This is a genomic window from Paraburkholderia bryophila, assembly GCF_013409255.1.
Classification (GTDB): domain Bacteria; phylum Pseudomonadota; class Gammaproteobacteria; order Burkholderiales; family Burkholderiaceae; genus Paraburkholderia.
The window spans coordinates 2,512,303-2,537,700 of record NZ_JACCAS010000001.1; the positions used below are offsets into that span (position 1 = coordinate 2,512,303).

The 25,398-nt window shown below is 62.7% G+C and carries 23 protein-coding genes; 21 read left to right on the forward strand and 2 right to left on the reverse strand.

Translation table 11 applies throughout. The features are described from left to right. Positions 1 to 120: 120 nt before the first annotated feature. From GGD40_RS11160 to GGD40_RS11200, 9 genes are all read left to right on the forward strand, one after another. Positions 121 to 1,059: an IclR family transcriptional regulator gene (locus GGD40_RS11160; protein WP_179743734.1), complete on the forward strand. Its 939-nt coding sequence runs from the start codon at positions 121 to 123 to the stop codon at positions 1,057 to 1,059. A gap of 114 nt (positions 1,060 to 1,173) precedes the next feature. Next, positions 1,174 to 2,478 (forward strand): DUF3108 domain-containing protein, encoded by a 1,305-nt coding sequence (locus GGD40_RS11165; RefSeq protein ID WP_179743735.1) that lies wholly within the window; start codon positions 1,174 to 1,176, stop codon positions 2,476 to 2,478. A gap of 188 nt (positions 2,479 to 2,666) precedes the next feature. After that, positions 2,667 to 3,455: an alpha/beta fold hydrolase gene (locus GGD40_RS11170; protein WP_179743736.1), complete on the forward strand. Its 789-nt coding sequence runs from the start codon at positions 2,667 to 2,669 to the stop codon at positions 3,453 to 3,455. A gap of 118 nt (positions 3,456 to 3,573) precedes the next feature. After that, positions 3,574 to 3,831, forward strand: a complete 258-nt coding sequence (locus tag GGD40_RS11175) for a BTH_I0359 family protein (protein ID WP_007179533.1) — start codon at positions 3,574 to 3,576, stop codon at positions 3,829 to 3,831. A gap of 250 nt (positions 3,832 to 4,081) precedes the next feature. After that, complete coding sequence (locus GGD40_RS11180) at positions 4,082 to 5,161, forward strand: homocysteine S-methyltransferase family protein (RefSeq protein WP_179708880.1); 1,080 nt, start codon at positions 4,082 to 4,084, stop codon at positions 5,159 to 5,161. A gap of 32 nt (positions 5,162 to 5,193) precedes the next feature. Continuing rightward, positions 5,194 to 6,276 carry an AAA family ATPase gene (locus GGD40_RS11185; protein WP_179707146.1) on the forward strand — a complete coding sequence of 361 codons (1,083 nt, stop codon included), beginning with the start codon at positions 5,194 to 5,196 and terminating at the stop codon, positions 6,274 to 6,276. Continuing rightward, complete coding sequence (locus tag GGD40_RS11190; protein WP_179743737.1) at positions 6,276 to 6,989, forward strand: DUF4276 family protein; 714 nt, start codon at positions 6,276 to 6,278, stop codon at positions 6,987 to 6,989. Before GGD40_RS11185 ends, GGD40_RS11190 begins: the two co-directional genes overlap by 1 nt. After that, positions 6,986 to 9,703, forward strand: coding sequence for a methionine synthase (gene metH / locus GGD40_RS11195; RefSeq protein WP_179743739.1), 2,718 nt, complete (start codon positions 6,986 to 6,988; stop codon positions 9,701 to 9,703). The genes GGD40_RS11190 and metH overlap by 4 nt, the downstream gene beginning before the upstream one ends. Positions 9,704 to 9,867: 164 nt before the next feature. Then, positions 9,868 to 10,077, forward strand: coding sequence for an acid-shock protein (locus GGD40_RS11200; RefSeq protein WP_111935267.1), 210 nt, complete (start codon positions 9,868 to 9,870; stop codon positions 10,075 to 10,077). 188 nt (positions 10,078 to 10,265) lie between these two features. Here GGD40_RS11200 and GGD40_RS11205 read toward each other — a convergent pair whose 3' ends face one another. Further along, entirely contained in the window at positions 10,266 to 10,592 is a 327-nt protein-coding gene (locus GGD40_RS11205; protein WP_035553813.1) for a DUF1840 domain-containing protein, read from the reverse strand. A 485-nt stretch (positions 10,593 to 11,077) separates the two neighbouring features. Here GGD40_RS11205 and argS point away from each other — a divergent pair, with 485 nt between their 5' ends. The 6 genes from argS (at position 11,078) to GGD40_RS11235 (ending at position 17,695) form a co-directional block, all read left to right on the forward strand. After that, positions 11,078 to 12,868 (forward strand): arginine--tRNA ligase, encoded by a 1,791-nt coding sequence (gene argS, locus GGD40_RS11210; protein WP_179743741.1) that lies wholly within the window; start codon positions 11,078 to 11,080, stop codon positions 12,866 to 12,868. Positions 12,869 to 12,929: 61 nt separating this feature from the next. Next, positions 12,930 to 13,730 (forward strand): SPOR domain-containing protein, encoded by an 801-nt coding sequence (locus GGD40_RS11215; protein ID WP_179743742.1) that lies wholly within the window; start codon positions 12,930 to 12,932, stop codon positions 13,728 to 13,730. Positions 13,731 to 13,905: 175 nt separating this feature from the next. Further along, positions 13,906 to 14,544: a thiol:disulfide interchange protein DsbA/DsbL gene (locus tag GGD40_RS11220; protein ID WP_179707152.1), complete on the forward strand. Its 639-nt coding sequence runs from the start codon at positions 13,906 to 13,908 to the stop codon at positions 14,542 to 14,544. A 15-nt stretch (positions 14,545 to 14,559) separates the two neighbouring features. Next, positions 14,560 to 15,333 carry an SDR family oxidoreductase gene (locus GGD40_RS11225; protein ID WP_179707154.1) on the forward strand — a complete coding sequence of 258 codons (774 nt, stop codon included), beginning with the start codon at positions 14,560 to 14,562 and terminating at the stop codon, positions 15,331 to 15,333. Positions 15,334 to 15,626: 293 nt separating this feature from the next. Continuing rightward, positions 15,627 to 17,213: an ABC transporter substrate-binding protein gene (locus GGD40_RS11230; RefSeq protein ID WP_179707156.1), complete on the forward strand. Its 1,587-nt coding sequence runs from the start codon at positions 15,627 to 15,629 to the stop codon at positions 17,211 to 17,213. A gap of 197 nt (positions 17,214 to 17,410) precedes the next feature. Next, a complete protein-coding gene (locus GGD40_RS11235) occupies positions 17,411 to 17,695 on the forward strand; it encodes a hypothetical protein (protein WP_179707160.1) in 285 nt (94 codons plus the stop codon). Positions 17,696 to 17,785: 90 nt separating this feature from the next. Here the strand turns inward: GGD40_RS11235 and GGD40_RS11240 are convergent, their stop codons facing one another. After that, positions 17,786 to 18,859 (reverse strand): MBL fold metallo-hydrolase, encoded by a 1,074-nt coding sequence (locus tag GGD40_RS11240; RefSeq protein ID WP_179743743.1) that lies wholly within the window; start codon positions 18,857 to 18,859, stop codon positions 17,786 to 17,788. Between the two features lie 222 nt (positions 18,860 to 19,081). Here GGD40_RS11240 and GGD40_RS11245 point away from each other — a divergent pair, with 222 nt between their 5' ends. The 6 genes from GGD40_RS11245 (at position 19,082) to GGD40_RS11270 (ending at position 25,395) form a co-directional block, all read left to right on the forward strand. Then, a complete protein-coding gene (locus tag GGD40_RS11245) occupies positions 19,082 to 19,486 on the forward strand; it encodes a MerR family transcriptional regulator (protein WP_035553825.1) in 405 nt (134 codons plus the stop codon). A 79-nt stretch (positions 19,487 to 19,565) separates the two neighbouring features. Continuing rightward, on the forward strand, positions 19,566 to 21,404 hold the full coding sequence (gene aceK, locus GGD40_RS11250; RefSeq protein WP_179743744.1) for a bifunctional isocitrate dehydrogenase kinase/phosphatase: 1,839 nt from the start codon (positions 19,566 to 19,568) through the stop codon (positions 21,402 to 21,404). 106 nt (positions 21,405 to 21,510) lie between these two features. Then, the gene (gene can / locus GGD40_RS11255) at positions 21,511 to 22,272 is read left to right on the forward strand and encodes a carbonate dehydratase (RefSeq protein WP_179707166.1); all 762 of its coding nucleotides are present in this window, start codon (positions 21,511 to 21,513) and stop codon (positions 22,270 to 22,272) included. A 7-nt stretch (positions 22,273 to 22,279) separates the two neighbouring features. Further along, positions 22,280 to 23,488: an acetyl-CoA C-acetyltransferase gene (locus tag GGD40_RS11260; protein ID WP_035562473.1), complete on the forward strand. Its 1,209-nt coding sequence runs from the start codon at positions 22,280 to 22,282 to the stop codon at positions 23,486 to 23,488. Positions 23,489 to 23,574: 86 nt separating this feature from the next. Further along, the gene (locus GGD40_RS11265) at positions 23,575 to 24,252 is read left to right on the forward strand and encodes an SDR family oxidoreductase (RefSeq protein ID WP_179743745.1); all 678 of its coding nucleotides are present in this window, start codon (positions 23,575 to 23,577) and stop codon (positions 24,250 to 24,252) included. 12 nt (positions 24,253 to 24,264) lie between these two features. Continuing rightward, positions 24,265 to 25,395 (forward strand): acyl-CoA dehydrogenase family protein, encoded by a 1,131-nt coding sequence (locus GGD40_RS11270; RefSeq protein ID WP_179743746.1) that lies wholly within the window; start codon positions 24,265 to 24,267, stop codon positions 25,393 to 25,395. Positions 25,396 to 25,398: the final 3 nt, after the last annotated feature.

Here is a 25,398-nt window from a genome sequence, read left to right on the forward strand (position 1 = left end):
GTGAGCCGTGTTAGTGACGATAGAAGGAATCTATTCTACGATGGTGAATCGGCGCGGCCCAAGTGCCCGCGGCTTTCCTCCTTCTGAACCTCTTCTGAACGCGCTCGTGGCGCCCCGCTCATGCCTCCAACTGCCCGCTCCGGCGCGATTCGTACCGACCATGGCGCTACTGAACCGCTCGATACCGCCCCCGATGCTACCGACGCCAGCGACACCGACGACGAAAGCGTCGAGACCGGCGATGGTGGCGACAGCGGCGAAGAGAAACTGCGCTCGGGCATCCAGTCGATCGAAGTCGGTTTCCGCCTGCTCGATGTGTTGACCCACGAACCCCGCGCGATGATGCTGCGCGACCTCGCGCAGCGCGCCGGCATGAGTCCGGCGAAGGCGCACCGCTATCTGGTGAGTTTTCTGCGCTTGGGCGTGGTGTCGCAAGACCCGCTGTCGGGCCGCTACGAGTTGGGCGGCTTCGCGTTGCAACTTGGGCTCGCGCGGCTTGCGCGGGTCGACGGTGTGAAGCTTGCGCGCATAGCGCTCGCCGAATTGCGCGACCGGCTCGATCTGACGGTCGGCATCGCCGTATGGGGCAATCAGGGGCCGACCATGGTCCACTGGATGGAATCGAGCCATCCGGCGAAGGCGTCGCTAAAGCTCGGCGATGTCATGCCGTTGCTCAGTTCGGCCACCGGCCTGCTGTTCGCCGCGTATCTGCCGGTTAGCAAGACCGCCGCGATGCTCGAACGCGAACTGGCCGACGCGCGCCGCGCCGCGCATCTGGGCGGACCGCGCACCCGCGACGAAGTCGAACAGGCGCTCGCGCAAGTGCGGCAGCATCAAGCGGCGCGCGTGGAAGGCATGTTGTTGCCCACCATTCACGCGTTCTGCATGCCGGTGTTCGACTCGACGGGCGACCTCGCGCTCGGCCTCATTGCGTTGGGCCATGAAGGCGTGTTCGATATCCGCTGGGGCGGCGAGATCGATCTGGCGCTGCGCGACTGCGCGCAAAAGCTGTCGTATGAGCTGGGGTATAGTGCGACGCCGCCAGACGCGCAGGATTGATGTGACGTGTGTCGGGGCGGCCTGAGCGCTTGCGTGAGCTCGCTTCGTACGCACTTTGAACGCGCTCATACGTGTGAACTCAAACATTCCCTCATCGCACATCTTTAACCGCCGATGGCTTCATCCTCCGTCACACACCGTTCCGATCGCACGCCGCCTGGCGGACCGCGCGTCGCGTTGCGCGTGGGGCGATGGATCGCGGTGCTGCTGGTCGTGGCGGTTCTGCACTGGATCGCTGCGCAGTGGGTCGAGCGCAACCGCGCGACGCTGAATCCGGCGGACGACGAGCGCGTCCCCGTGCAGGTCGCGCTGTTGACACCTGAGCGTATCGAACGCAATCCGGCCGCCGCCACGCCGCATGCGCCCGCACCAGCGCCCGCGCCACGGTCCGCTGCGAGCAAGCCGCGCGAACATGTGCTGACCGCGTTGCAACCGGCGAAGCAGGCGCCACCGGCTGCGGCCGCATCGGACGCAGTCGCGAGCGCAACCGACGCGGCGAGTGCTTCCAGTGCGACTAGCACGAACGCCGCCGCTGGGAAGACTACCGCCACAGCCAGCGCCCCCGCTGCCGCAAGCGCCCCGCAAGCGGCGCCAGGCGTGAAGTTTTCCGTCCCGCCCTCCGGCGAGTTGCAATACGACACGTTCTACAACGGCGTGCGCAACCAGCCCGGCACGATCCACTGGACCAGCAACGCACAAAGCTACGAAATGGTGGTGTCGGTGCCCTTGCCTTTCGTCGGCACATTCGTTTATTCGAGCCACGGACGTATCGACGCATTCGGCCTCGCGCCGGATCAATACATCGAAAAGCGCGGCCGCCGCGCGGAAGACATCGCGATCTTCAATCGCAGCGACAAGAAAATTGCCTTCACTCGCACGCCGGCCAGCTTGCCGTTGCCCGACGGCGCGCAGGACCGCTTCAGTATGGTGATGCAGCTCGCCAGCCTCGTGCGCGGCGACCCCACCGCCTATAAGCCCGGCGTGACGCGGCAGTTCTTCGTGGTCGACAACGACAGCGGCGAGAACTGGCCCATCGAGACAATCGGCGACGAGACCATCCGCACGGCGCAAGGCTTCATCGACACGCGTCATTTCAAACGTCTGCCGCGCCACGACGGCGACCTGCGTCGCATCGACGTATGGCTCGCGCCGTCGCTCGGCTGGCTGCCGGCGCGGATCGTTCAGACGGAACCGAACGGCACGCAATTCGAACTGGTGTGGCGCGGCAAGCTCAATCTCGATAGCGCGGACGACAACCCGGGCGCCTCGCCCGGCAACGCTGCAGATGGCAACGCCGCAACGCCCGACTCCACCAATCCGCCGCCTGCTGGCCCATCGGCAGCAACACCCGAAGCCGCGCCGTCCCAAACGTTAAATCCTACTGACCCCGGCAGCCCGCCCGGCATCATCAAGCCCTGAAAACCCGGTCTCGAGTAAGGTCTCCAGGAATCGGCGAAACTTCTACGGCATCCCTAACTCGCAACACACTGTTGCAACCGTTCGCGCGGATGCTGCGTATATTGTTGAGCCATCAGGTCGATGGCTCGTCGGGACTGTGCAGCGCGCGTCAATGGATCCTTCCACTGCGATCCCTTCAAGGAGCCCGCATGCAAGTGAACATCAACGGAATCGAGACGCGCTATGTGCTGAGCAATGAGGGCGGCGGCCCGTGGCTGACGTTCATTCATCAGCTCGGTGGCGACCTCTCGGTGTGGGACCAGCTCGCCGGCTACTTCCGCGACAACTACACCGTGCTGCGCTACGACCTGCGCGGCCACGGCAAGACGGCGCTGTCGCGCGAGCCGTTCGGTATCGCCGATCTGTCGCACGATCTTGCCACCCTTCTCGACACGCTCGGCGCGCCCAGCACCCATCTGGTCGGCATGTCGCTGGGCGGCATGATCGCGCAGCAATTCGCGCTCGACCACCCGTCACGCGTCGACACGCTCACGATTGCAGACACCAACGGCGGCACGCCGCCCGAAAGCCGCGCACTGTGGGACCAACGTGCGGCAAGCGCGCGCACGGACGGTATGGGATCGCTGGTGTCATCGACCATGAGCCGCTGGCTGACACCTGACTTTCAGCGCGCGCATCCCGAAGCCGTCGAGCCGATTCGCGAGGTGTTCAGCCATACGTTGTCAGAAGGCTACGCTATGGCGTGCGAAGCCCTGCGCGATTTCGACGTACGCAGTAAGCTGGGAACCATTCGTTGCCCAACATTGACCGTGGCGGGCCGCCACGACACGGGCACGCCGCCTGCTGCTACGCAGGCAATTGCAGACGCCATCGAAGGCGCACGTTTCGAACTGCTCGATGCCGCTCATCTCGCGCCCATCGAACAATCTCACCGTTTTGCTGCACTGCTTGAAACGTTTCTTGAAAGGCCGGTCTAACCGGTAGGTTCGGAACCTTTACAAGCGTCAATCCGGACCCACCCCTTGAATTCCACCCTCACGCTCCAACCTATGGCGCAGGAATGGCCAGGAGCCAACGGAAATAAGGAGTGTCGCCATGCAAATGATCTACAACAGCCCCAACTATTGCGTCGTTGAGTTTCCGCCGCAGGAAGGTCCGCTGGCCATGAAGTCGGGTGGCTACGAGATCGTGGACAAAAACATGCAGCGGGAGATCTACATTGATGGCGCAATGGCGGCGCGGTTTCGCGAGCATGTGCAGAAGCTGATCGAAGAGGAACCGTCGCTGGACGAGGTGGACGAATTCCTCGGGCAGTTCGACAGTCTGATGCATCAACCGGTGATTCTTCACTAAGCGCAAGGTTAGATTTAACGTTTTTGGCGACTTATCTTTGACCGCGCCGTCCGGCTTAGCAGTCGGCCCACCCGGCGGCCCTTTCAAGGCGGTCAGCAGTTCATGAAGCGGTCCAGCAGGCTTTTGGCTTGTTGGGCCGTTTTCTTTTCCGACGGCGAGATTGCCTGTCCGGCCCGCGCCCGGCGTGTGTGCCCGGCAGCGGCTACAATGACAGGTTTCCCGCCAAACCCAGCGCAAGCCCTTGTCCGCCATGAACCAGCCTGCTCAAACCGCCACGCCTGTCCGCTCTGAAGCCGCCTATACGCGCGGTGCGGCGCTGCCCGCGCTGCTCAAGTCGCGCATCCTGATCCTGGACGGCGCAATGGGCACGATGATCCAGCGCTACAAGCTCGACGAAGCCCGTTATCGCGGCGAGCGTTTCAAGGACTACGGTCGCGACATCAAAGGCAACAACGAACTGCTGTCGATCACGCAGCCGCAGATCATCGGCGAGATTCACGAGCAATACCTCGCGGCGGGCGCGGATATCATCGAGACCAACACGTTCGGTGCGACCACGGTGGCCCAGGCCGACTACGGCATGGAAGCGCTGGCCATCGAAATGAATCTCGAATCGGCCAGGCTGGCGCGCGCCGCCTGCGACAAGTATTCGACGCCTGACAAACCGCGCTTCGTCGCCGGCGCGATCGGACCCACGCCGAAGACCGCGAGCATTTCGCCCGACGTGAACGATCCGGGCGCGCGCAACGTGACCTTCGACGAACTGCGCACGGCCTACTACGAGCAGGCCAAGGCGTTGCTCGACGGCGGCTGCGATCTGTTTCTCGTCGAGACGATCTTCGACACGCTCAACGCGAAGGCCGCGCTGTTCGCGCTGGACGAGCTGTTCGAGGACACCGGCGAACGTCTGCCGATCATGATCTCGGGCACGGTCACCGACGCATCGGGCCGCATTCTGTCGGGGCAAACCGTCGAGGCGTTCTGGAACTCGCTGCGTCACGCGAAGCCGCTCACCTTTGGTTTGAACTGCGCGTTGGGCGCGGCGCTGATGCGCCCGTACATCGCCGAACTGGCGAAGCTTTGCGACACCTATGTGTCGTGCTATCCGAACGCCGGCTTGCCGAATCCCATGAGCGATACGGGCTTCGACGAATTGCCGGCGGATACGTCGGGTTTGTTGAAGGAGTTCGCGCAGGCGGGGCTGGTGAATATCGCGGGTGGGTGCTGTGGGACGACGCCGGAGCATATTGCGGCGATCGCTCAGGCACTGGCTGGCGTGAAGCCCCGTGCGTGGGCAAACTATCGGGAAACCGATACCGAAACGGCTTGATCGCAGCGTCCAACTGAACGGGGAATCGATCGATGGCTGGCGTCACCAAACTGACGATTGCGGGTTTCAAATCGATACGTGAATTGCGCGACCTGGAGTTACGCAATCTGAACGTGTTGATCGGCGCCAATGGTTCGGGGAAGTCAAACTTTATCGGACTGTTTCGGATGCTGGCGGAGATGTATGAAGAGCGTCTTCAGTTATACGTCCAAACGCAAGGCGGCCCGGATGCTCTGCTGCATTTTTCGCGAAAGACGACGGACGAGATTCATGCTGAATTGCGATTCGGCGATCGAGATCGATATGAGTTCAAGCTCGTTCCAACGAACGACAATCGGCTCATCCTTTCAGATGAACAGTTCAAGTTCCAAGACGAGGGTCACGATGTCGGCGGAAAGCTGGGCGACACGCCTGAGTCAAGACTCCAGGTAATTGCAGAACAGCATGGTCATCCTTACATCGCCGCCGCGCTCGAAGGCACTCGCGTCTACCACTTTCACGACACCGGTGAAAAAGCCAAAGTCAAGCAGCTCCACGCGCTCAACGACACACTGCGACTGAAAGTTGATGGCGCCAACCTGGCGGCGTATCTCTGCATGCTCAAAGCCGAGCACGCGCACAACTATCGCCTGATCGTCGACACGATTCGCCTCGCGGCACCATTTTTCGACGATTTCGTGTTTCGCACGAGGCCATCCTCAAAGATCCAGCTTGAGTGGACCGAGCGCGGCGATCCCGACACGCCGTTCACAGCGCATGCGCTTTCCGACGGTACGCTTCGCTTTATCTGCCTGTGCACGTTGCTGCTGCAGCCTTGGGAACTAATGCCCGCAACGATTCTTATCGACGAGCCAGAACTTGGCCTGCATCCGTACGCGATCAACCTGCTCGCCGAGCTGCTCAAACGCGCGTCTGAGCGAAACCAGTTGATCGTCTCGACGCAATCCGTCGAGTTGCTGGACAACATGGACCCGGAGGACGTCATCGTTGTGGATCGCAAAGACAACGCATCGACCTTCCATCGACTCGACGCCACCCAACTGCAAGACTGGCTCGACGACTATTCGCTCGGCGATCTGTGGAAGCAGAATGTGTTGGGCGGGAGGCCCGCGTAATGGTCGAGTTGATCATCGTCGGCGAAGGGCAGACCGAAGAAACGTTCGTACGGGATGTACTGGCCCCAGCCTTGGCAGCGAGCGACGTTTACGTGAGCCCGCGTCTGATCAATTCGTCAAAAACTCAAGCCGGCGGCGCGCTGAACCTCGCTCGCGTCAGACGGTTCGTCAGCAACACGCTGCGTGAACGCGTCGATACCTATGTCACAACTCTGATCGACCTGTACGGACTCGACACGACGTTTCGCGGAGTCACCGAAACTCAGGGACGCGAGCCAGCCGCTCGCGCAACGCACATTGAAACGCTGCTGCATGAAGACATCGTCGGCTTCGCGCAGTGCCGTCCTGAACGCTTCATTCCGCACGTGCAACCCCACGAATTCGAATCCCTGCTGTTTTCCGACGTCGCCCGGCTCTGCGAAGTCGAGCCGCTCTGGCAGAAGCAAACTGCCCCACTAATTGCCGCACGAACCGCGGTCGTTAATCCTGAGTGGATCAACGATTCGCCGCAAACCGCGCCTTCTAAGCGCCTCGAACAGTTACAGCCACGTTACCGCAAGGTCGGCCACGGCCCTCGCGCCGCCGCCCGCATTGGCCTCGACAGGATTCGCGGGCAATGCCCGCATTTCCGCCAATGGTACGACCGACTCGTGACGCTGCCGGCGCTTGCCACCGCGCGCACCAACACTGCACATATTGAGCTAACGCCATGACCGATCACACCATGCGCCTTTCCGGCCTCGAGCCGTTCAACGTTACTTCCGGCACGCTCTTCATCAACGTCGGCGAGCGCACCAACGTGACCGGCTCGAAAGCCTTCGCGCGAATGATCCTGAACGATCAGTTCGACGACGCCGTCGCGGTCGCGCGCCAGCAGGTCGAAAACGGCGCGCAGGTCATTGACGTCAACATGGACGAAGCGATGCTCGATTCGAAAGCGGCCATGGTGCGCTTCATGAATCTGATCGCGTCTGAGCCGGACATTGCGCGCGTGCCGATCATGATCGACTCGTCGAAATGGGAAGTGATCGAAGCGGGCCTGAAGTGCGTGCAAGGCAAGGCGATCGTCAACTCGATCTCGCTAAAGGAAGGCGAAGAGGCCTTCCGCCACCACGCGAACCTGATTCGTCGCTACGGCGCGGCCGCCGTCGTGATGGCGTTCGACGAAAAAGGACAGGCCGACACCTACGAGCGCAAGACGCAAATCTGCAAGCGCTCGTACGACTTCCTGGTGAACGAAGTCGGCTTCCCGCCGGAAGATATCGTCTTCGATCCGAACATTTTCGCGATCGCCACGGGTATCGAAGAGCACAACAACTACGCGGTCGACTTCATCAACGCGACGCGCTGGATCAAGGAAAACCTGCCGTACGCGAAGGTGAGCGGCGGCGTGTCGAACGTGTCGTTCTCGTTCCGCGGCAACGACCCGGTGCGCGAGGCGATCCACACCGTGTTCCTCTACCACGCGATTCAGGCCGGCATGGATATGGGCATCGTCAACGCGGGCCAGCTCGGCGTGTATGCCGACCTAGATCCGGAGTTGCGCGACCGCGTCGAAGACGTGGTGCTGAACCGCCGTGAAGACGGCACCGACCGGCTGCTCGAAATCGCCGACAAGTTCAAGACCGGCGCCGCGAAGAAAGAAGAAAATCTCGAGTGGCGCAACCAGCCGGTCGAGAAGCGCCTCGCGCATGCGCTGGTGCTCGGCATCACCAACTTCATCGTCGAAGATACCGAAGAAGTGCGCGCGAAGATCGCCGCCGCCGGCGGCCGTCCGATCAACGTGATCGAAGGTCCGCTGATGGACGGCATGAACATCGTCGGCGACCTGTTCGGCCAAGGCAAGATGTTCCTGCCGCAAGTCGTCAAGTCGGCGCGCGTAATGAAGCAGGCGGTCGCGCATCTGATCCCGTTCATCGAAGAAGAAAAGCGCCTGCTCGCGGAAGCCGGCGGCGACGTGCGCGCGAAAGGCAAGATCGTCATCGCCACGGTGAAGGGCGACGTGCACGACATCGGCAAGAACATCGTATCCGTGGTGCTTCAGTGCAATAACTTCGAAGTGGTCAACATGGGCGTGATGGTCTCGTGCAACGACATTCTCGCCAAGGCGAAGGTCGAAGGCGCGGACATCATCGGGCTGTCGGGGCTGATCACGCCGAGCCTCGAAGAAATGGCTTATGTCGCGTCGGAAATGCAGCGCGACGACTACTTCCGCATCAAGAAGATTCCGCTGCTGATCGGCGGCGCGACCACCTCGCGCGTGCACACCGCGGTGAAGATCGCGCCGCATTACGAAGGGCCCGTGGTGTACGTGCCGGACGCTTCGCGTTCGGTATCGGTGGCGTCGAGCTTGCTGTCCGATGAAGGCGCGGCGAAGTATCTTGAAGACCTCAAGACCGACTACGACCGCATCCGCGTGCAGCACGCCAACCGCAAAGCCACACCAATGGTCACGCTCGCCGAAGCCCGTGCGAACAAGACCAAGGTGGACTGGGCGAGCTACCAGCCGGTCAAGCCGAAGTTCATCGGCCGCCGTGTGTTCAAGAACTTCGATCTGAGCGAACTCGCGAACTACATCGACTGGGCGCCGTTCTTCCAGACCTGGGACCTGGCCGGCCCGTATCCCGCGATCCTGAACGACGAGATCGTCGGCGAATCGGCGCGGCGCGTGTTCTCGGACGGCAAGTCGATGCTCTCGCGTCTGATCCAGGGCCGCTGGCTGCAGGCCAACGGCGTGATCGCGCTGCTGCCCGCCAATACGGTGAACGACGACGACATCGAAATCTACACGGACGAATCGCGCTCGGAAGTCGCGCTCTGCTGGCGCAACCTGCGCCAGCAGAGCGTGCGCCCGGTGGTGGACGGCGTGATGCGGCCGAACCGCTCGCTCGCCGACTTCATCGCGCCGAAGGACTCGGGCGTGGCCGACTACATCGGCATGTTCGCGGTCACGGCGGGTCTGGGCGTCGACGTGAAGGAAAAGCAGTTCGAAAAAGATCACGACGACTACAGCGCCATCATGCTGAAGGCGCTCGCGGACCGTTTCGCCGAAGCCTTCGCCGAAGCAATGCATGCGCGCGTGCGGCGCGATCTGTGGGGTTACGCGAACACCGAAACCCTGTCGAACGACGACCTGATCGCCGAGAAGTATCACGGCATCCGCCCGGCGCCCGGCTATCCGGCCTGCCCGGACCATCTGGTCAAGCGCGACATGTTCGACGTGCTGCAAGCCACCGACATCGGCATGAGCGTGACCGAATCGTTGGCCATGCTGCCGGCGGCGAGCGTCTCCGGTTTCTATCTCGCGCATCCCGATAGCACCTATTTCTCGGTCGGCAAGATCGGTCAGGACCAACTAGAAGATTACGCAATCCGCATGGCGTTGTCGAAAACGGATGCGGAGCGCGCTCTGGCGCCTTTGCTGTAAGCCTTTTGCATAGCGTGGCGGGAAACCCACTATATCGGGTCTGAAAGGCTGAATATTTGCGGCGGTGTAATTTTCGGCTTTGTAGACTGAATTGGGTTTACCCAGCCAGACGCGGCCAAAACGCGTCGGCTTATCTAATTGCAATCGTCGACGGAGAGAATCGTATGAAGAAGCTGACGCTGTTGTTGACTGCTGTTTCACTGGCCGTGGGCGCCTCGGCGGCGCTGGCGCAGCCTGCCGCTCCGGCGGGTTCGAGCGCGGTAAGCTCGTATTCCCCGCCCACGGTGAAACACGTCAAGAAACCGAAGAAGAAGAAAGTGAAGAAGGGCGCGTCGGCTCCCGAGGCCGCCCCGGCGGACGCTGCCAGCCAGTAAGGGCTGCATGTCAAAGCCGGCTAACTCCGGCCTTGAATGACAAAGAGCCCGCTTCGAGCGGGCTCTTTGTCATTGGTGCGTCGCAAGGATTCGCGCCGCCAATCTCGGCGCGGGATACGCGCCACGATTGCTGCAACTGGCGCGGCGCACGCCTGGCCCGCTGAGCTGGCCACGCCGCCGCGTGGACTTTACAGACCCCAGACGATATCCGCGTTTTCCTTCTGCGCCGCGCGCAGCATGTCGAGGAACGGATACGCGCGTTGCGCGAGTCCCGGCGGAATCTCGTGATGCTCGTGACCGTCTTCGCCTTCGTGGAAATGGCCGTCGTGTTCGGCGCGTTCCTGCTTGTCAACGTTGATGGCGGCTTCGAGTTTGCCGATGGCCACACCGAGTTCGTCGTGCGTAATGACGCCGCGTTCACCCAGGCGTTTGCCGACGATACCGACCAGATACTGGGCAAGATTCTCCAGCATCATGACGTCTGGCGCGGCGCGGCATTTGAAAGTAATCAGCATGACTGTTCCCTTTTTTGGTTATGTTGGATTGGCGTGCCGGCGGCTCGAAAGCGGCGCCAGCGCGCGTTACGTTGACTCGCCAATCAGGCGCGGCGGCCACGGCCCTTGCTGGGCATCTCATTGAACATATTAGCACCTGCTAAAATCCCTCTGAACGGAAAAGCGCGCCGCGTCTGGCCGCGCACGGACGGGTACGGTGAACGTGGCTCGATCGGTCAACTGGCACCCGCGCGTTGCCGCTGCCTGCCTCGCCGGTCGTGCCGGTCAACCCGCCGCGAACCGCTGCGAACCGCTGCGAACCGCTGCGCATCATGCCTGACTACGTTGCAGGCAACGTGCCTGACCGCGCAGCCGAAGCGACCGAATTGCCGCAACGGGCGCCGCGCCGCTTTCCACGCTTCTGACGGACCGGCTGCGCCTGCTGCACGGGCACGGCCGACGCCTCTTCCGCATCACCGGATTGCCTCACTGGACTCGCAACAAGCATGCTGCCTGCACACAAACAGACCCTCGAAACCCTGCTCGCCGACACGGTAAAGCAGGTCGCTGAAGCCTCGCAAGGCGCGACCGAAGCCGCTTTCGTGTCGCCCACCATCACGCTGGAACGCCCCAAGGTCGCCGCGCACGGCGACGTCGCGTGCAACGTGGCCATGCAGCTCGCCAAGCCGCTGCGCGCCAACCCGCGCCAGCTCGCACAACAGATCGTCGACGCGCTGCTCGCGCAGCCGCTCGCTCAGGGTCTCGTCGAAGCCGCTGAAGTGGCCGGCCCCGGCTTCATCAACCTGCATCTGGCCGCCGCCGCGAAGCAGGCGGTGATCGCCGCCGTGTTCGCCGAGCAGGCCGCGTTCGGCCAATCGCAGCGCGACGCCGGCAAGCACGTGCTGATCGAATTCGTGTCGGCCAACCCAACCGGCCCGCTGCACGTCGGCCATGGCCGCCAGGCCGCGCTCGGCGACGCGCTGTCGAACGTGCTGGCCTCGCAAGGCTGGGACGTGCACCGCGAGTTCTACTACAACGACGCCGGCGTGCAGATCCAGACGCTCGCGCTGTCCACCCAGGCACGCGCCCGCGGCATCGCCCCCGGCGACGCGGGCTGGCCGGCTTCGGCCTACAACGGCGAGTACATCGCCGAAATCGCCAAAGACTATCTGGCCGGCGCCACGGTGGCCGCGAGCGACGGCGAGCCGGTGACCGGCGCGCGCGACGTCGAAGATTTCGAAGCGATCCGCCGTTTCGCGGTGGCGTATCTGCGCCGCGAGCAGGACATGGATTTGCAGGCGTTCGGCGTGAAGTTCGACCAGTACTATCTGGAGTCGTCGCTGTACACGGAAGGCCGGGTCGAAAAGACGGTCGAGGCGCTGGTCGCCGCCGGCAAGACCTACGAGCAGGAAGGCGCGCTGTGGCTGCGCACCACGGACGACGGCGACGACAAAGACCGCGTGATGCGCAAGACCGACGGCACGTACACCTACTTCGTGCCGGACGTCGCCTATCACGTCGCCAAGTGGGAACGCGGATTCACCAAGGTCATCAACGTCCAGGGTTCGGACCACCACGGCACGATCGCGCGGGTGCGCGCCGGCTTGCAAGGGTTGGGCATCGGCATTCCGAAGGGCTATCCCGACTACATCCTGCACAAGATGGTCACGGTCATGCGCAACGGCGAAGAGGTGAAAATCTCCAAGCGCGCCGGCAGCTACGTGACGGTGCGCGACCTGATCGAATGGTCGGGCGGCGCGACGCCGGGCTCGGAAACCGCCGTCGACCTGATCGACGAAGAAACGATTCGCCGCGGCCGCGACGCCGTGCGCTTCTTCCTGATCTCGCGCAAGGCGGATACGGAATTCGTGTTCGACATCGACCTCGCGCTGAAGCAGAACGACGAAAACCCCGTGCATTACGTGCAGTACGCACACGCGCGCATCTGCTCGGTGCTCGCCGAATGCAAGTCGCGCTACAACACGGACGAAACCACGCTCGCGTCGGTGGACGTTTCCCCGCTCACCAGCGAACGCGCCATGGCGCTGTTGAACAAGCTCGCCGAATTCCCGGACATGCTGCAACACGCCGCCGACGAACTCGCACCGCACGCGGTCGCGTTCTATCTGCGCGACCTCGCCGGGGAATTCCACTCGTTCTACAATGACCGGGCCGAACGCGTGCTGGTCGACGACGCGGCCGAGCGCAACGCGCGCGTCGCGCTGCTGGCGGCCACGCGTCAGGTGCTGGCCAACGGTCTCGCGACGATCGGCGTCTCCGCTCCCGTCAAGATGTAAGTCCTCCGCCGTAACATGCATGCGGCCGTCGTTATAATCGACGGCCGTTCCAGGATTCTTTTTGCAGGTGATTCATACGATGGCAAAACCACGCCGCACAACAAAGCAATCGAAACAAACCGGGGGCACTTTTCTCGGCATCGTGCTGGGCCTGATCGTCGGCCTTGCGATCGCGGTAGTGGTGGCGCTGTATATCACCCGTGCGCCTACGCCGTTTGTCTCGAAGGTGGCGCCGCCCGCGGCGTCAGACACCAGCGCGAGCCAGGCGCAATACGATCCGAACCGTCCGCTGCAAGGCAAGACGCCGGGCCAGCCGGTGCCGCAAGCCGCGCAGCCGGCACCGCCGAATACCGCGCCGGGCCAGACCAATTCGCAGACGCAGTCGGGCATGCTGGAAGAGCCGCAGATCGTCGAAGTGCCGCCTGCTAACGGCACTAACGCCAACGCCAACCCGAACGGCACGGCAGTCGCACCGAAGCCCGCGCAGGACAACGGCAACGGCACGCCTACCGCACCGGTCAAGAAGCCGCAGGCATCCAGCGCACCGGCGCCCAGCACGGCAACGGCCAACAACGCCAAGCCGGGTTCCGGCGCGACGTCGGCACCGGCGCCGGGCGACGCGAACACCGGCTACTTCCTGCAAGTGGGCGCGTACAAGACCTCCGCCGACGCCGAACAGCAACGCGCGCGCCTCGCGTTCCAGGGCTTCGAATCGAAGGTCACGCAGCGCGATGCGGGCGGTGTGACGTACTATCGCGTGCGGATCGGACCGTTCTCGAAGTTCGAGGACATGAATTCGAGCCGTCAGCGTCTATCCGACGCAGGCGTCGACACCGCGGTGATCCGTTTCACGAAGCAATAAGCCAACCATAAATACACGGTGATTTACCGGAACGCGCCGCCGCCGAACCATCGGCGTGCGGCGCGTGTCACAAACACGACGGACGTTTGAAGACATCCCAACGCCGACAATGAAAAGCGGTGACGGGCATTCGCGTGGCGCCGCCGCTTTACCGCCTACTCTGGGTCAACACGACATGAAAAAACTGCTGAGCATTCTGTTCCTCTCGCTGGGCCTCGTTGCCGCCACAGCTCAAGCGGCGCCGGCCGCGCCGGTGTCCGGCAAGGACTACACCGTGCTGGCCACGCCGCAACCGACCGACGAACCGGCCGGCAAGATCGAAGTCACCGAGTTCTTCTGGTACGGCTGCCCGCACTGCAACGAATTCAACCCGTACCTCGAAGCATGGGCGAAGAAGCAAGGTCCGGACGTCGTGTTCAAGCGCGTGCCGGTCGCCTTCCGCGACGACTTCGTGCCGCATTCGAAGATGTATCACGCGCTCGACGCACTCGGCCTCGCGCAATCGCTCACGCCGAAGGTCTTCAACGAAATCCACGTCAACAAAGACTATCTGCTGACGCCGGAAGATCAGGCCAAATTCCTCGCGAAGAACGGCGTCGATCCGAAGAAGTACATGGAAGCGTACAACTCGTTCTCGACGCAAAGCGCGTTGCAGAAAGACACCAAGCTGATGAACGACTACAAGATCGACGGTGTGCCGACGCTGGCCATTCAGGGCAAGTATGAAACCGGCCCGGCTCAGACCAACAGCCTGCCGGGCACGATCCAGGTGCTGGACTACCTGGTCGCGCAAATCCGCGCCAAGAAGATGTAAAGACGAGGCGCCGGAATGAGTTCACCGCTGAAGGTTTTCATTACCGGCGCCTCGAGTGGCATCGGCCTCGCCCTCGCTGCCGAATATGCGCAGCGCGGCGCGATTCTCGGCCTGGTCGCCCGTCGCGGCGACGCCCTCGCTGCGTTCCAGCAGTCCCATCCGCAGAATTCGATCGCCGTCTATTCCGTCGACGTGCGCGACGCCGAAGCGCTCGCCGAAGCGGCGGCACAATTCATTGCGCAGTACGGCTTGCCGGACGTCGTGATCGCCAATGCCGGCATCAGCCGCGGCGCGGTCACCGGTCACGGCGATCTGCGCACCTTCCGCGAAGTGATGGACATCAATTACTTCGGCATGGTCGCCACGTTCGAGCCGTTCGCCGCCGCCATGGTCGCCGCGAAGAAAGGCACCCTCGTCGGGATTGCCAGCGTCGCCAGCGTGCGGGGTTTGCCGGGCTCCGGCGCGTATAGCGCGTCGAAGTCGGCGGCGCTCAAGTATCTGGAGGCGTTGCGCGTCGAGATGCGGCCGCAGGGCGTCGGCGTGGTCACCATCGCGCCCGGCTATATCCGCACGCCGATGACCGAGCACAATCCGTACACCATGCCGTTCCTGATGGACGCCGACCGTTTCGCGGTGAAGGTAGCGAACGCGGTTGAACGTCAAACGGCGTTTGCGGTGTTCCCGTGGCAGATGCGCATCGTCGCGATGCTGCTGCATGTCATGCCGCGCTGGCTCTACGACCGCGCGTTCGAACGCGCGCCGCGCAAACCGCGCGCCGCCACCGAGTAAGACCGATCACCCCGTGCGGCCGATGCAACCGGCGCCGCACGCGTCACCTCTTCGCGCACCCCAGCGCATCGCCCGCTCCATATGGATATGCGGATTAAGTTGTTGTCGCCGCAACCACCCTTCGATAAGCTTTCGCGCAGGCTCACCCGCGCATCAGCGGCATTATTTGCGTCATGCGCCAGCGCCGGAAACGTATCACAATAAAGACGGCGGCCACGCCGGCCACCCTCGTCAACGGAACATAACCACACAACCAGACGCACTGCCTGACTGCGCTTGTTATGGGAGATCCTATGCGCTTCAAACTGCTCGCAGCCGCCGTACTGTTCACGGCGCCCGCGCTCGTGCTCGCCAAACCGCTGACTGTCTGTACCGAGTCGAGCCCTGACGGTTTCGACGTCGTGCAGTTCAACTCGCTCGTCACGACGAATGCGTCGGCCGACGTGATCTTCAACTCGCTGGTCACGTACGACGAGGCCGCGAAGAAAGTGGAGCCGTCGCTGGCCGATAAGTGGGACGTGAGCGCCGACGGCCTCACCTACACGTTTCATCTGCGTCCGAACGTGCAGTTCCAGACCACCGACTACTTCAAGCCCACTCGCGCGCTGAACGCCGACGACGTCGTCTTCACGTTCGATCGCATGCTCAACGACAGCAACCCGTGGCACAAGGTAACCGGCGCGAGCGGCTTCCCGCATGCGCAGTCGATGGGCCTGCCGAAGCTGATCAAGTCGGTCAGCAAGGTCGACGACAACACCGTCAAGTTCGAACTGAACGCGCCGGACGCGACCTTCGTGTCGATCCTGACGATGGGTTTCGCGTCGATCTATTCGGCTGAATACGCCGACCAGTTGCTCAAAGCCGGCAAGCAGGTCGATCTGAACGCGAAGCCGATCGGCACCGGTCCGTTCGAGCTGAAGAGCTACACGAAAGACGCGGTGATCCGTTACGACGTGAACCCGACCTACTGGGGGCCGAAACCGAAGATCGACCGCCTGATCTACGCGATCACGCCGGACGCCACGGTGCGTGCGCAGAAGGTGAAAGCGGGCGAATGCCAGATCGCGTTGTCGCCGAAGCCGCAGGATCTCGCCGACGCGAAAACCGACAAGTCGCTCGCCATCGTGCAAACGCCCGCGTTCATGACGGCGTTCGTCGCGTTGAACACGCAGAAGAAGCCGCTCGACAACCAGAAGGTGCGTGCCGCGCTGAACATGGCGTTCGACCGCACCACGTATCTGAAGGCCGTGTTCGACAACACCGCGACGCCGGCCGTGAATCCGTATCCGCCGAACACGTGGAGCTACGACAAAGCGGTGAAGCCGTGGCCGTACGACCCGGTGAAGGCGAAGAAGCTGCTCGCCGACGCGGGCTATCCGAACGGCTTCGAAACGACGATCTGGGTGCGTCCGAACGGCAGTGTGCTGAATCCGAATCCGAAGGCCGGCGCCGAACTGCTGCAGGCGGACTTCGCGAAGATCGGCGTGAAGGCGGAGGTGAAGGTGATCGAATGGGGCGAGCTGATCAAGCAGGCTAAACAAGGCCAGCATGATTCGCTGTTCATGGGCTGGGCCGGCGACAACGGCGACCCGGACAACTATCTGTCGCCGCTGTTTAGCTGCAATGCGGTGAAGTCGGGGATCAACTTCGCGCGCTTCTGCGATCAGGATCTGGACAAGCTGATCGCCGACGGCAAGTCGACGCCGGATCAGGCCAAACGCGCGAAAGCGTATGAACAGGCGCAGCAGATCATTCACGATCAGGCACTGTGGATTCCGCTCGGGTATCCGACCGCGTCGGCGATTACGCGCACGAATGTGAGCGGCTATCACGTGAGTCCGTTTGGACGGCAGAACTTTGGGACGGTGGCGGTGCAGTAGGGCTGCTGGTTTTCAGAGGCGAATGAAAAAGCCCGGTTGCGAAAGCGCCGGGCTTTTTCTATTGGCGGTCGGGATCGGAACTTCGGAAGTTTCAGCTCTGGGCGCAGACGTCTCAGTCAACCTGAAATGGCGCGGGACCACATCATTACGCGAATACCAAGTCGCAGCGTTCGCCTGCGTATTCCAAGGAACCCTCGATGAAGACACAAAACGTGGACAAGTTAGAACTGGTCTGGTCGTCCGCCCCACTCGAATACGAGCACGTGACATTGGAGGTTTTGCTGGACAGCGATCCCGTGGTTGTCGTCAACCGGGAACAAGGGTTGGACAATCTTGAGGTCGAACTTTTCGGTCCGACGCCAGACGGCGCGATACTCTACAAGCTCCCTTTGGACCGGCTGATTGATGCCTTGATCGAGTGTCGTGACGAAATGAAACGGTCGAAATGGCGCGACCGGTCGGGCGGCGATCCGGAAGTTTGACGTCGCCCGAGCCCTGGAAGGCAGGGTAATCAATAAGGCGCGAACGACCGCGCCTTATTTTTCTCCCAGCCATCGACGCATGCCAGTCAATCACACCGGCGAAAACCGGATCACCCCATCCCCACCCTGTTCACGCTTCAACTCCCCCGCAAGCCACAGCAGATGCAAATGCGCGAGCGCCTCGCCCATCGCAAACGTCATCTGATGGATATCGAGCTGGCGCTTGAACATGAGCGGCACGATATCCGCGGCGCTCTGCGGTTTCTCCGCGCAAGCCTCGCGCACTTCGGCCAGGCGCGCATCGTGATGCTCGCGCAACTGCCGGATACGCGTGCGCACGCCGCGAAACGGTTTGCCATGCGACGGCAACACCAGCGTGTCTTCCGGCATCGTCTCGTAGCGGCCGAGCGATTCAAGATACAACGCGAGCGGCGTGCCCTCCGGCTCCATATCGAAAACCGACACGTTCGTCGAAATTCGCGGCAGCACCATGTCGCCTGAAATCAGCACACCGGTCTCTTCGCAATGCAGCGCGCAGTGCTCCGGCGAATGACCGAAACCCGTCACCACATGCCATGTCTTACCGCCGATCTTCACGCCATCGGCTTCACGCAAACGCCGGTACTGCCCAGGAATCGCCGGCACCAGACTCGCGTAATAGCTCTTGCGGTTGCGCAGTTTGTCGAGCGACTCTTGATCCGTCACGCCGTGCCGCGCGAAGTGTCGAGCCGCGCCGTCGCCGCCCGCGTTGGAGCCGTCGCCGGCCGCCATCACGCGTGCCTGCATGTATTCGCCGAGGGTCATCCACAGCCGCACGTCCCAGCGCTGTTTGTCGCCGCCCGTGCAAATCCAGTGCGCGAGACCGATGTGGTCCGGATGGCAATGCGTGACGATCACGCGCAACACCGGCAGTCCGTCCAGCACCGATTCGAACACGGTCTCCCAGTTCTCCTTGATCGTGTCCGACGTAATGCCGCAGTCCACCACCGTCCAGCCCTGCTGACCATCGATCTCGTCGCGCAGCAGCCAGAGGTTGATGTGGTCCAGCGCGAACGGCAGCGGCATGCGTAGCCAGAACACGCCGGGCGCGACTTCCAGCGCGCGGCCTGCGTCCGGCAACGTGTCGTTGAACGGGTAGTCGAGTTGATGTTCGAGTGCATTCATTGTGGGTGTCTTCCTCCGTCGGCCGTTCGGCATGGCGAGGTGTGCGATGCCGGACGGCGTGGTTGCGGCACGCTCGTGCCGTAGTGCGCCGTGTTTGCTGCCGGGTTACTGCCGGGTTTCTACCAGGTTCCTGCGGGTGTTGCGCTCAACTCAAGTTGACGATAACGTAAACGTCGATTCTATCGTCCAATCCGATTTTCTGCCCGGCCACGGAATGCCCCGATGAACACGCAATTCACGATCACCGAGCTCGCACGGGAATTCGACGTCACGCCGCGCGCGATCCGTTTCTACGAAGACCAGGGTTTACTCTCGCCGAGCCGTGAAGGATCGAGCGGTCTGCGGCGCGTCTACTCGGCCCGCGACCGCACGCGCCTGAAGCTCACGCTGCGCGGCAAACGGCTCGGCTTTACGTTGTCGGAGATTCGCGATCTGCTCGACGTGTACGAATCGCCGACCGACACCGTGCCGCAATTGCACGCGTTCCTCGCCACGGTGGCGCGGCATCGCGATGTGCTCGAACGTCAACTGGAAGATCTGAACGCAACGCTCGAAGACCTCGCGCAGTACGAAGCTCAGGCGCGCGTGCTGCTGGAGAACGGCACACGCGAAACCAGGCACGCATGAGCGGCGCGATGCGTTGCGGGCCCACCCGGACGATACAATCCTGGGTGTCTTCACGACATGAGGCGAATGCACGGTCGACATGAATCACTTCCCCAAACTGCTGTCGTCGCAAATCGGCTTTGACGTCGCGCAGACCATGCTCGAAGGATTCGACCGGCACTATCGGATCTTTCGCGACGCCGCGATCCACGCCAAGACGCTGTTCGAAAAGGCCGACTGGCATGGCCTGCAAAAGCTCGCACGCGAGCGCATTACCTCGTACGACGAGCGCGTCGAGGAATGCGTCGAACTGCTCGAAGACGAATACGACGCCGAGAATATCGACGACGAAGTCTGGCAGCAGATCAAGCTGCACTACATCGGCCTGCTGACCACGCACCGTCAGCCCGAGTGCGCGGAAACGTTCTTCAATTCCGTGTGCTGCAAGATCCTGCACCGCTCGTACTTCAATAACGACTTCATCTTCGTGCGACCGGCGATTTCGACCGAGTACATCGAGAACGACGAACCGGCCGCGAAGCCGACGTATCGCGCGTATTACCCCGGCAAAGACGGGCTGGCCGCCACGCTCGAGCGCGTCGTCACGAATTTCCAGCTTGAGCCGCCGTTCGAAGACCTGAAACGCGACGTGAGCTGCGTGATGCAGACCATCCACGACGCGTTCGGTGTGTTCGACGAAGCGCCCAACTTCCAGATTCACGTGCTGTCGTCGCTGTTCTACCGGAACAAGTCGGCGTATATCGTCGGACGGATCATCAACGGCGATCTGCTGCTGCCGTTCGCGGTGCCCTTGCGTCATGTGAAGCCCGGCGTGCTCGCACTCGACACCGTGCTCATCAAGCGCGACCAGTTGCTGATCATCTTCAGCTTTTCGCATTCGTACTTTCTGGTCGATATGGAAGTGCCATCTGCGTATGTGGAGTTTCTCGGCACCATCATGCCGGGCAAGCCGAAGGCGGAAATCTATACGTCGGTGGGTCTGCAAAAGCAGGGCAAGAATCTGTTCTATCGCGACCTGCTCCATCACCTGTCGCATTCGAGCGATCAGTTCATCATCGCGCCCGGCATCAAGGGGCTCGTCATGCTGGTGTTCACGCTGCCGTCGTTCCCGTATGTGTTCAAGCTGATCAAAGACCACTTCCCGCCGCCGAAGGAAACCACGCGCGCGCAGATCAAGGAGAAGTATCAGCTCGTCAAACGGCACGACCGTTTGGGCCGCATGGCCGACACGCTCGAATATTCGAGCGTCGCGCTACCGCGTTCGCGGCTCGATGAAGCGCTCGTGCGCGAACTCGAAAAGGAAGTGCCGTCGCTGATCGAATACGACGGCGACAACCTGGTGATTCGCCACATGTATATCGAGCGCCGCATGGTGCCGCTCAACCTCTTCCTGCAGAACGGCACCGACCAGGATGTCGAGCACGGCATCAAGGAATACGGCAATGCGATCAAGGAACTGATGCAGGCCAACATCTTCCCCGGCGACATGTTGTACAAAAACTTCGGCGTGACGCGTCACGGCCGGGTGGTGTTTTACGACTACGACGAAATCGAATATCTGACTGACTGCAACGTGCGCGCGGTGCCGGCGCCACGTAACGAAGAAGACGAAATGTCGGGCGAGCCGTGGTACTCGGTCGGCCCGCACGACATTTTCCCGGAGACGTACGGCACGTTCCTGCTCGGCGACCCACGCGTGCGCCGTTCCTTCATGCAGCATCACGCGGATTTCTTCGGTCCCGCGCTGTGGCAACGGCACAAGGATCATCTACTGAAAGGCGAACTGCCCGACTTTTTCCCGTACGAAGACAGCGTGCGCTTTAGCGTGCGCTATCCGGAACGCTTCGCCGATGCGGCTTCGTCCGTGCCGGCCGCACCGGATACTTCAGCCGACAAACCCAGCGTGCGCGCCGCGTGAAACGCACGCGCTGAGTGCCGCGCCGTATGCCGCGCTGAATGCCTCGTCCGAACCTCATGCAACGACACCGGCCGGTCCATCGGTCGAGCAAACGCCCAGACACACCATGAACACGAAAGCCAATCCGCCCACTCACCCGCTCGCGCATCTTTTCGACAACAACGACGCGTGGGTCACCCGCAAGCTGTCCGAAGACCCCGAGTATTTCTCGCGTCTCGCGCATCAGCAAACACCTGAATACCTGTGGATCGGCTGCTCCGATTCGCGCGTGCCGGCGAACCAGATCATCGGCCTGCCGCCGGGTGAAGTGTTCGTGCACAGAAACATCGCCAACGTGGTGGTGCATACCGATCTGAACTGTCTGTCGGTGATTCAGTTCGCCGTCGATCTGCTGAAGGTCAAGCACATCATGGTGGTCGGCCACTATGGCTGCTCGGGCGTCGGCGCGGCGCTGCACGGCCGGCGCGTGGGTCTCGCGGACAACTGGCTGCATCACGTGCAGGACGTGCGCAGCAAGCATGCGGCGCTGCTCGAAAACTGGCCGCTCGGCGAAGCGCGGCACCGTCGTCTGGTCGAACTGAACACAATCGAACAGGTGATGAACGTGTGCCGCACCACCATCGTCAACGACGCGTGGGCGCGCGGTCAGGAACTCACCGTGCACGGCTGGGTGTATGGCGTGCACGACGGCAAGGTGCGCAACCTCGGCATGGCGATCAGCGACGCGGCCACGCTCGACGCGACCTACAAGGATTGCATCGCGGCCGTCGCGGCCGGCGGTGCGTACAAGGAAGACAACGACGCGGCCCGGCTCGGCGACGTGCCGGCGATCGTCGAAGGTGTGATCAAGGAGCTTAAACATGAGTGAGGCAAGCATGAGTGAGACAAACATGAACCCGACGCAGAACGATCCGATCGTCATCGTGGGCGTAGCCCGCACGCCGATGGCGGCTTTCCAGGGCGACTTCGCGTCGCTGACCGCACCGCAACTCGGCTCGATCGCGATCGAAGCCGCGGTGCAACGCGCGGGCCTCAAGCCCGAGCAGATCGACGAAGTGGTGATGGGCTGCGTGCTGCCCGCCGGCCTCGGCCAGGCACCGGCACGGCAGGCCGCGTTGGGCGCCCACCTGCCGTTGAGCACTGGCAGCACGACCGTCAACAAGATGTGCGGCTCTGGCATGCGCGCGGCGATGTTCGCGCACGACATGCTGGCCGCGGGTTCCGTCGATGTGATCGTGGCGGGCGGCATGGAGAGCATGACGAACGCGCCGTATCTGTTGCCCAAGGCGCGCGGCGGCATGCGCATGGGTCACGGCCAGGTGATCGATCACATGTTCTACGACGGCCTCGAAGACGCCTACGAAAAAGGCCGTCTGATGGGCACCTTCGCCGAGGAATGCGCGGGCTCGTACGAGTTCACGCGCGAGGCGCAAGACGCGTTCGCGATCGAGTCGCTCAACCGCGCGAAGCGCGCGAACGAAGACGGTTCGTTCGACTGGGAAATCGCGCCGGTGAAACTGGAAAGCCGCAAAGGCGAAGTAACCGTCGATCACGACGAGCAGCCGTTCAAAGCGAACCTCGACAAGATCCCGACGCTCAAGCCCGCGTTCAGCAAAACCGGCACGGTGACGGCGGCGAATTCGTCGTCGATTTCCGACGGCGCCGCCGCGCTCGTGATGATGCGCGAGTCGACCGCGAAGCGCCTCGGCGTCGAACCGATCGCGCGCGTGGTCGGCCACTCGACCTTCGCGCAGGAGCCGGCGAAGTTCACCACCGCGCCGGTCGGCGCGATTCGCAAGCTGTTCGAGAAGAACGGCTGGCGCGCGGAAGAAGTCGATCTGTTCGAAGTCAACGAAGCGTTCGCCGTGGTGACGATGGCCGCGATGAAGGAACACCATCTGCCGCACGAGAAGGTCAACGTGAACGGCGGCGCGTGCGCGCTGGGGCATCCGATCGGCGCATCGGGCGCGCGGATTCTCGTCACGCTGATCGGCGCGTTGAAGAAGCGCGGCCTGAAGCGTGGTGTCGCGACGCTGTGTATCGGCGGCGGCGAAGCGACCGCGATGGGCGTTGAGCTGGTTTGACGCGTGGATTGCCGCATTCGCTGCGGCGTTCTTCGCGACGTTCATTGCCGTACTCGTTACGGCATTCGAAGAATCGAGGTGAGTCGATGAAGTCAGTGTTGATTGTCGGTGCGTCGCGCGGCATCGGCCAGGAGTTTGTCCGGCAGTACAAAAAGAGCGGCTGGCGCGTGCTCGCCACCGCGCGCGACGGCGCCGCGCTCGACGCATTGAACGCGCTCGGTGCCGAGACTTTTTCGCTCGACATCACCTCGGAAGAAGACATTGCCGAGCTTGGCTCACAACTCGATGGAGAACGACTCGATGCGGCGATCGTAGTGTCGGGCGTGTACGGCCCGAACACCGAAGGCATCGAAGCGTTCTCCGCCCAAGACTTCGACCATGTGATGCATACCAACGTGCGCGGTCCGATGCAATTGATGCCGCTCCTGCTGCCGCTCGTCGAAGAGGCCGGCGGCGTGTTCGCGGTGATCTCCAGCAAGATGGGCAGCATCGGCGACGCGAGCGGTACGGCCGGCTGGCTGTATCGCGCGAGCAAGGCGGCCTTGAACGACGCGCTGAAACTCGCGTCGCTCGAAGCGCGCCGCGCGACCTGCGTCTCGTTGCATCCGGGCTGGGTGCGCACCGACATGGGCGGCGCTCAGGCCGCGATCGACCCGGCGCGCAGCGTCACCGGCATGCGCGAAGTGCTCGCGCAGGCCGCGGCCCTGCACGAAGACTTCAACGGCCGTTTCTATCAATACGACGGCACGCCGCTCGACTGGTGAGGAGACAGATTCATGGTGCTTGATCAGGATCATTCAATGGTCCGCGACGCGCTGCGCACCTTCGTGCGCGAAGCCGTCACCCCGCACGCGGCCGCGTGGGACCGCGAGCGGACCTTTCCGCGCGACGTGCACCGGCAACTCGCCGAACTCGGCGCTTACGGCGTGCTCGTGCCCGAAGCGTACGGCGGCGCCGGCATGGATGCGCTGGCGCTCGCGCTGATCCTCGAAGAAATCGCGGCCGGCGACGGCGGTACGTCGACGGCGATCTCCGTCAACAACTGCCCCGTGTGCAGCATCCTGCTCACCTACGGCAACGACGCGCAGAAACGCGACTGGCTGACGCCGCTCGCGCGCGGCGAGATGCTCGGCGCGTTCTGCCTGACCGAACCGCAAGCGGGCTCCGACGCGTCGGCGCTACTCACCACCGCGACCCGCGACGGCGACGCGTACGTGCTGAACGGCGTCAAACAGTTCATCACGAGCGGCAAGAACGGCAACGTCGCGATCGTCATGGCCGTGACCGACAAGGCGGCGGGCAAGCGCGGCATCAGCGCGTTCATCGTACCGACCGACACCCCGGGCTACGTCGTCGCGCGCGTCGAAGACAAGCTGGGTCAGCATTCGTCGGACACCGCGCAGATCGTTTTCGAAGAGTGCCGCGTGCCGGTCGCGAACCGGATCGGCGCGGAAGGCGAAGGCTATCGAATCGCGCTGTCCGGGCTCGAAGGGGGACGCATCGGTATCGCGGCGCAAAGCGTCGGCATGGCGCGCGCCGCCTTCGAGGCCGCGCTGGGCTATGCCAAAGAACGCGAGAGCTTCGGCGTGCCGCTGTTCTCGCACCAGGCCGTGCAATTCCGTCTCGCCGACATGGCGACGCAACTCGAAGCCGCGCGCCAGTTGATCTGGCACGCAGCGTCGTTGAAGGACGCCGGTCAGCCGTGCCTCACCGAAGCCGCGATGGCCAAGCTGTTCGCCTCCGAAGCGGCGGAGCGCATCTGTTCGGCCGCGTTGCAGATTCACGGCGGCTACGGCTATCTGAGCGATTTCCCAGTGGAACGAATTTACCGCGACGTGCGCGTGTGCCAGATCTACGAAGGCACCAGCGATATCCAGAAGATCCTCATCGCGCGCGGGCTAGGTTGAAAG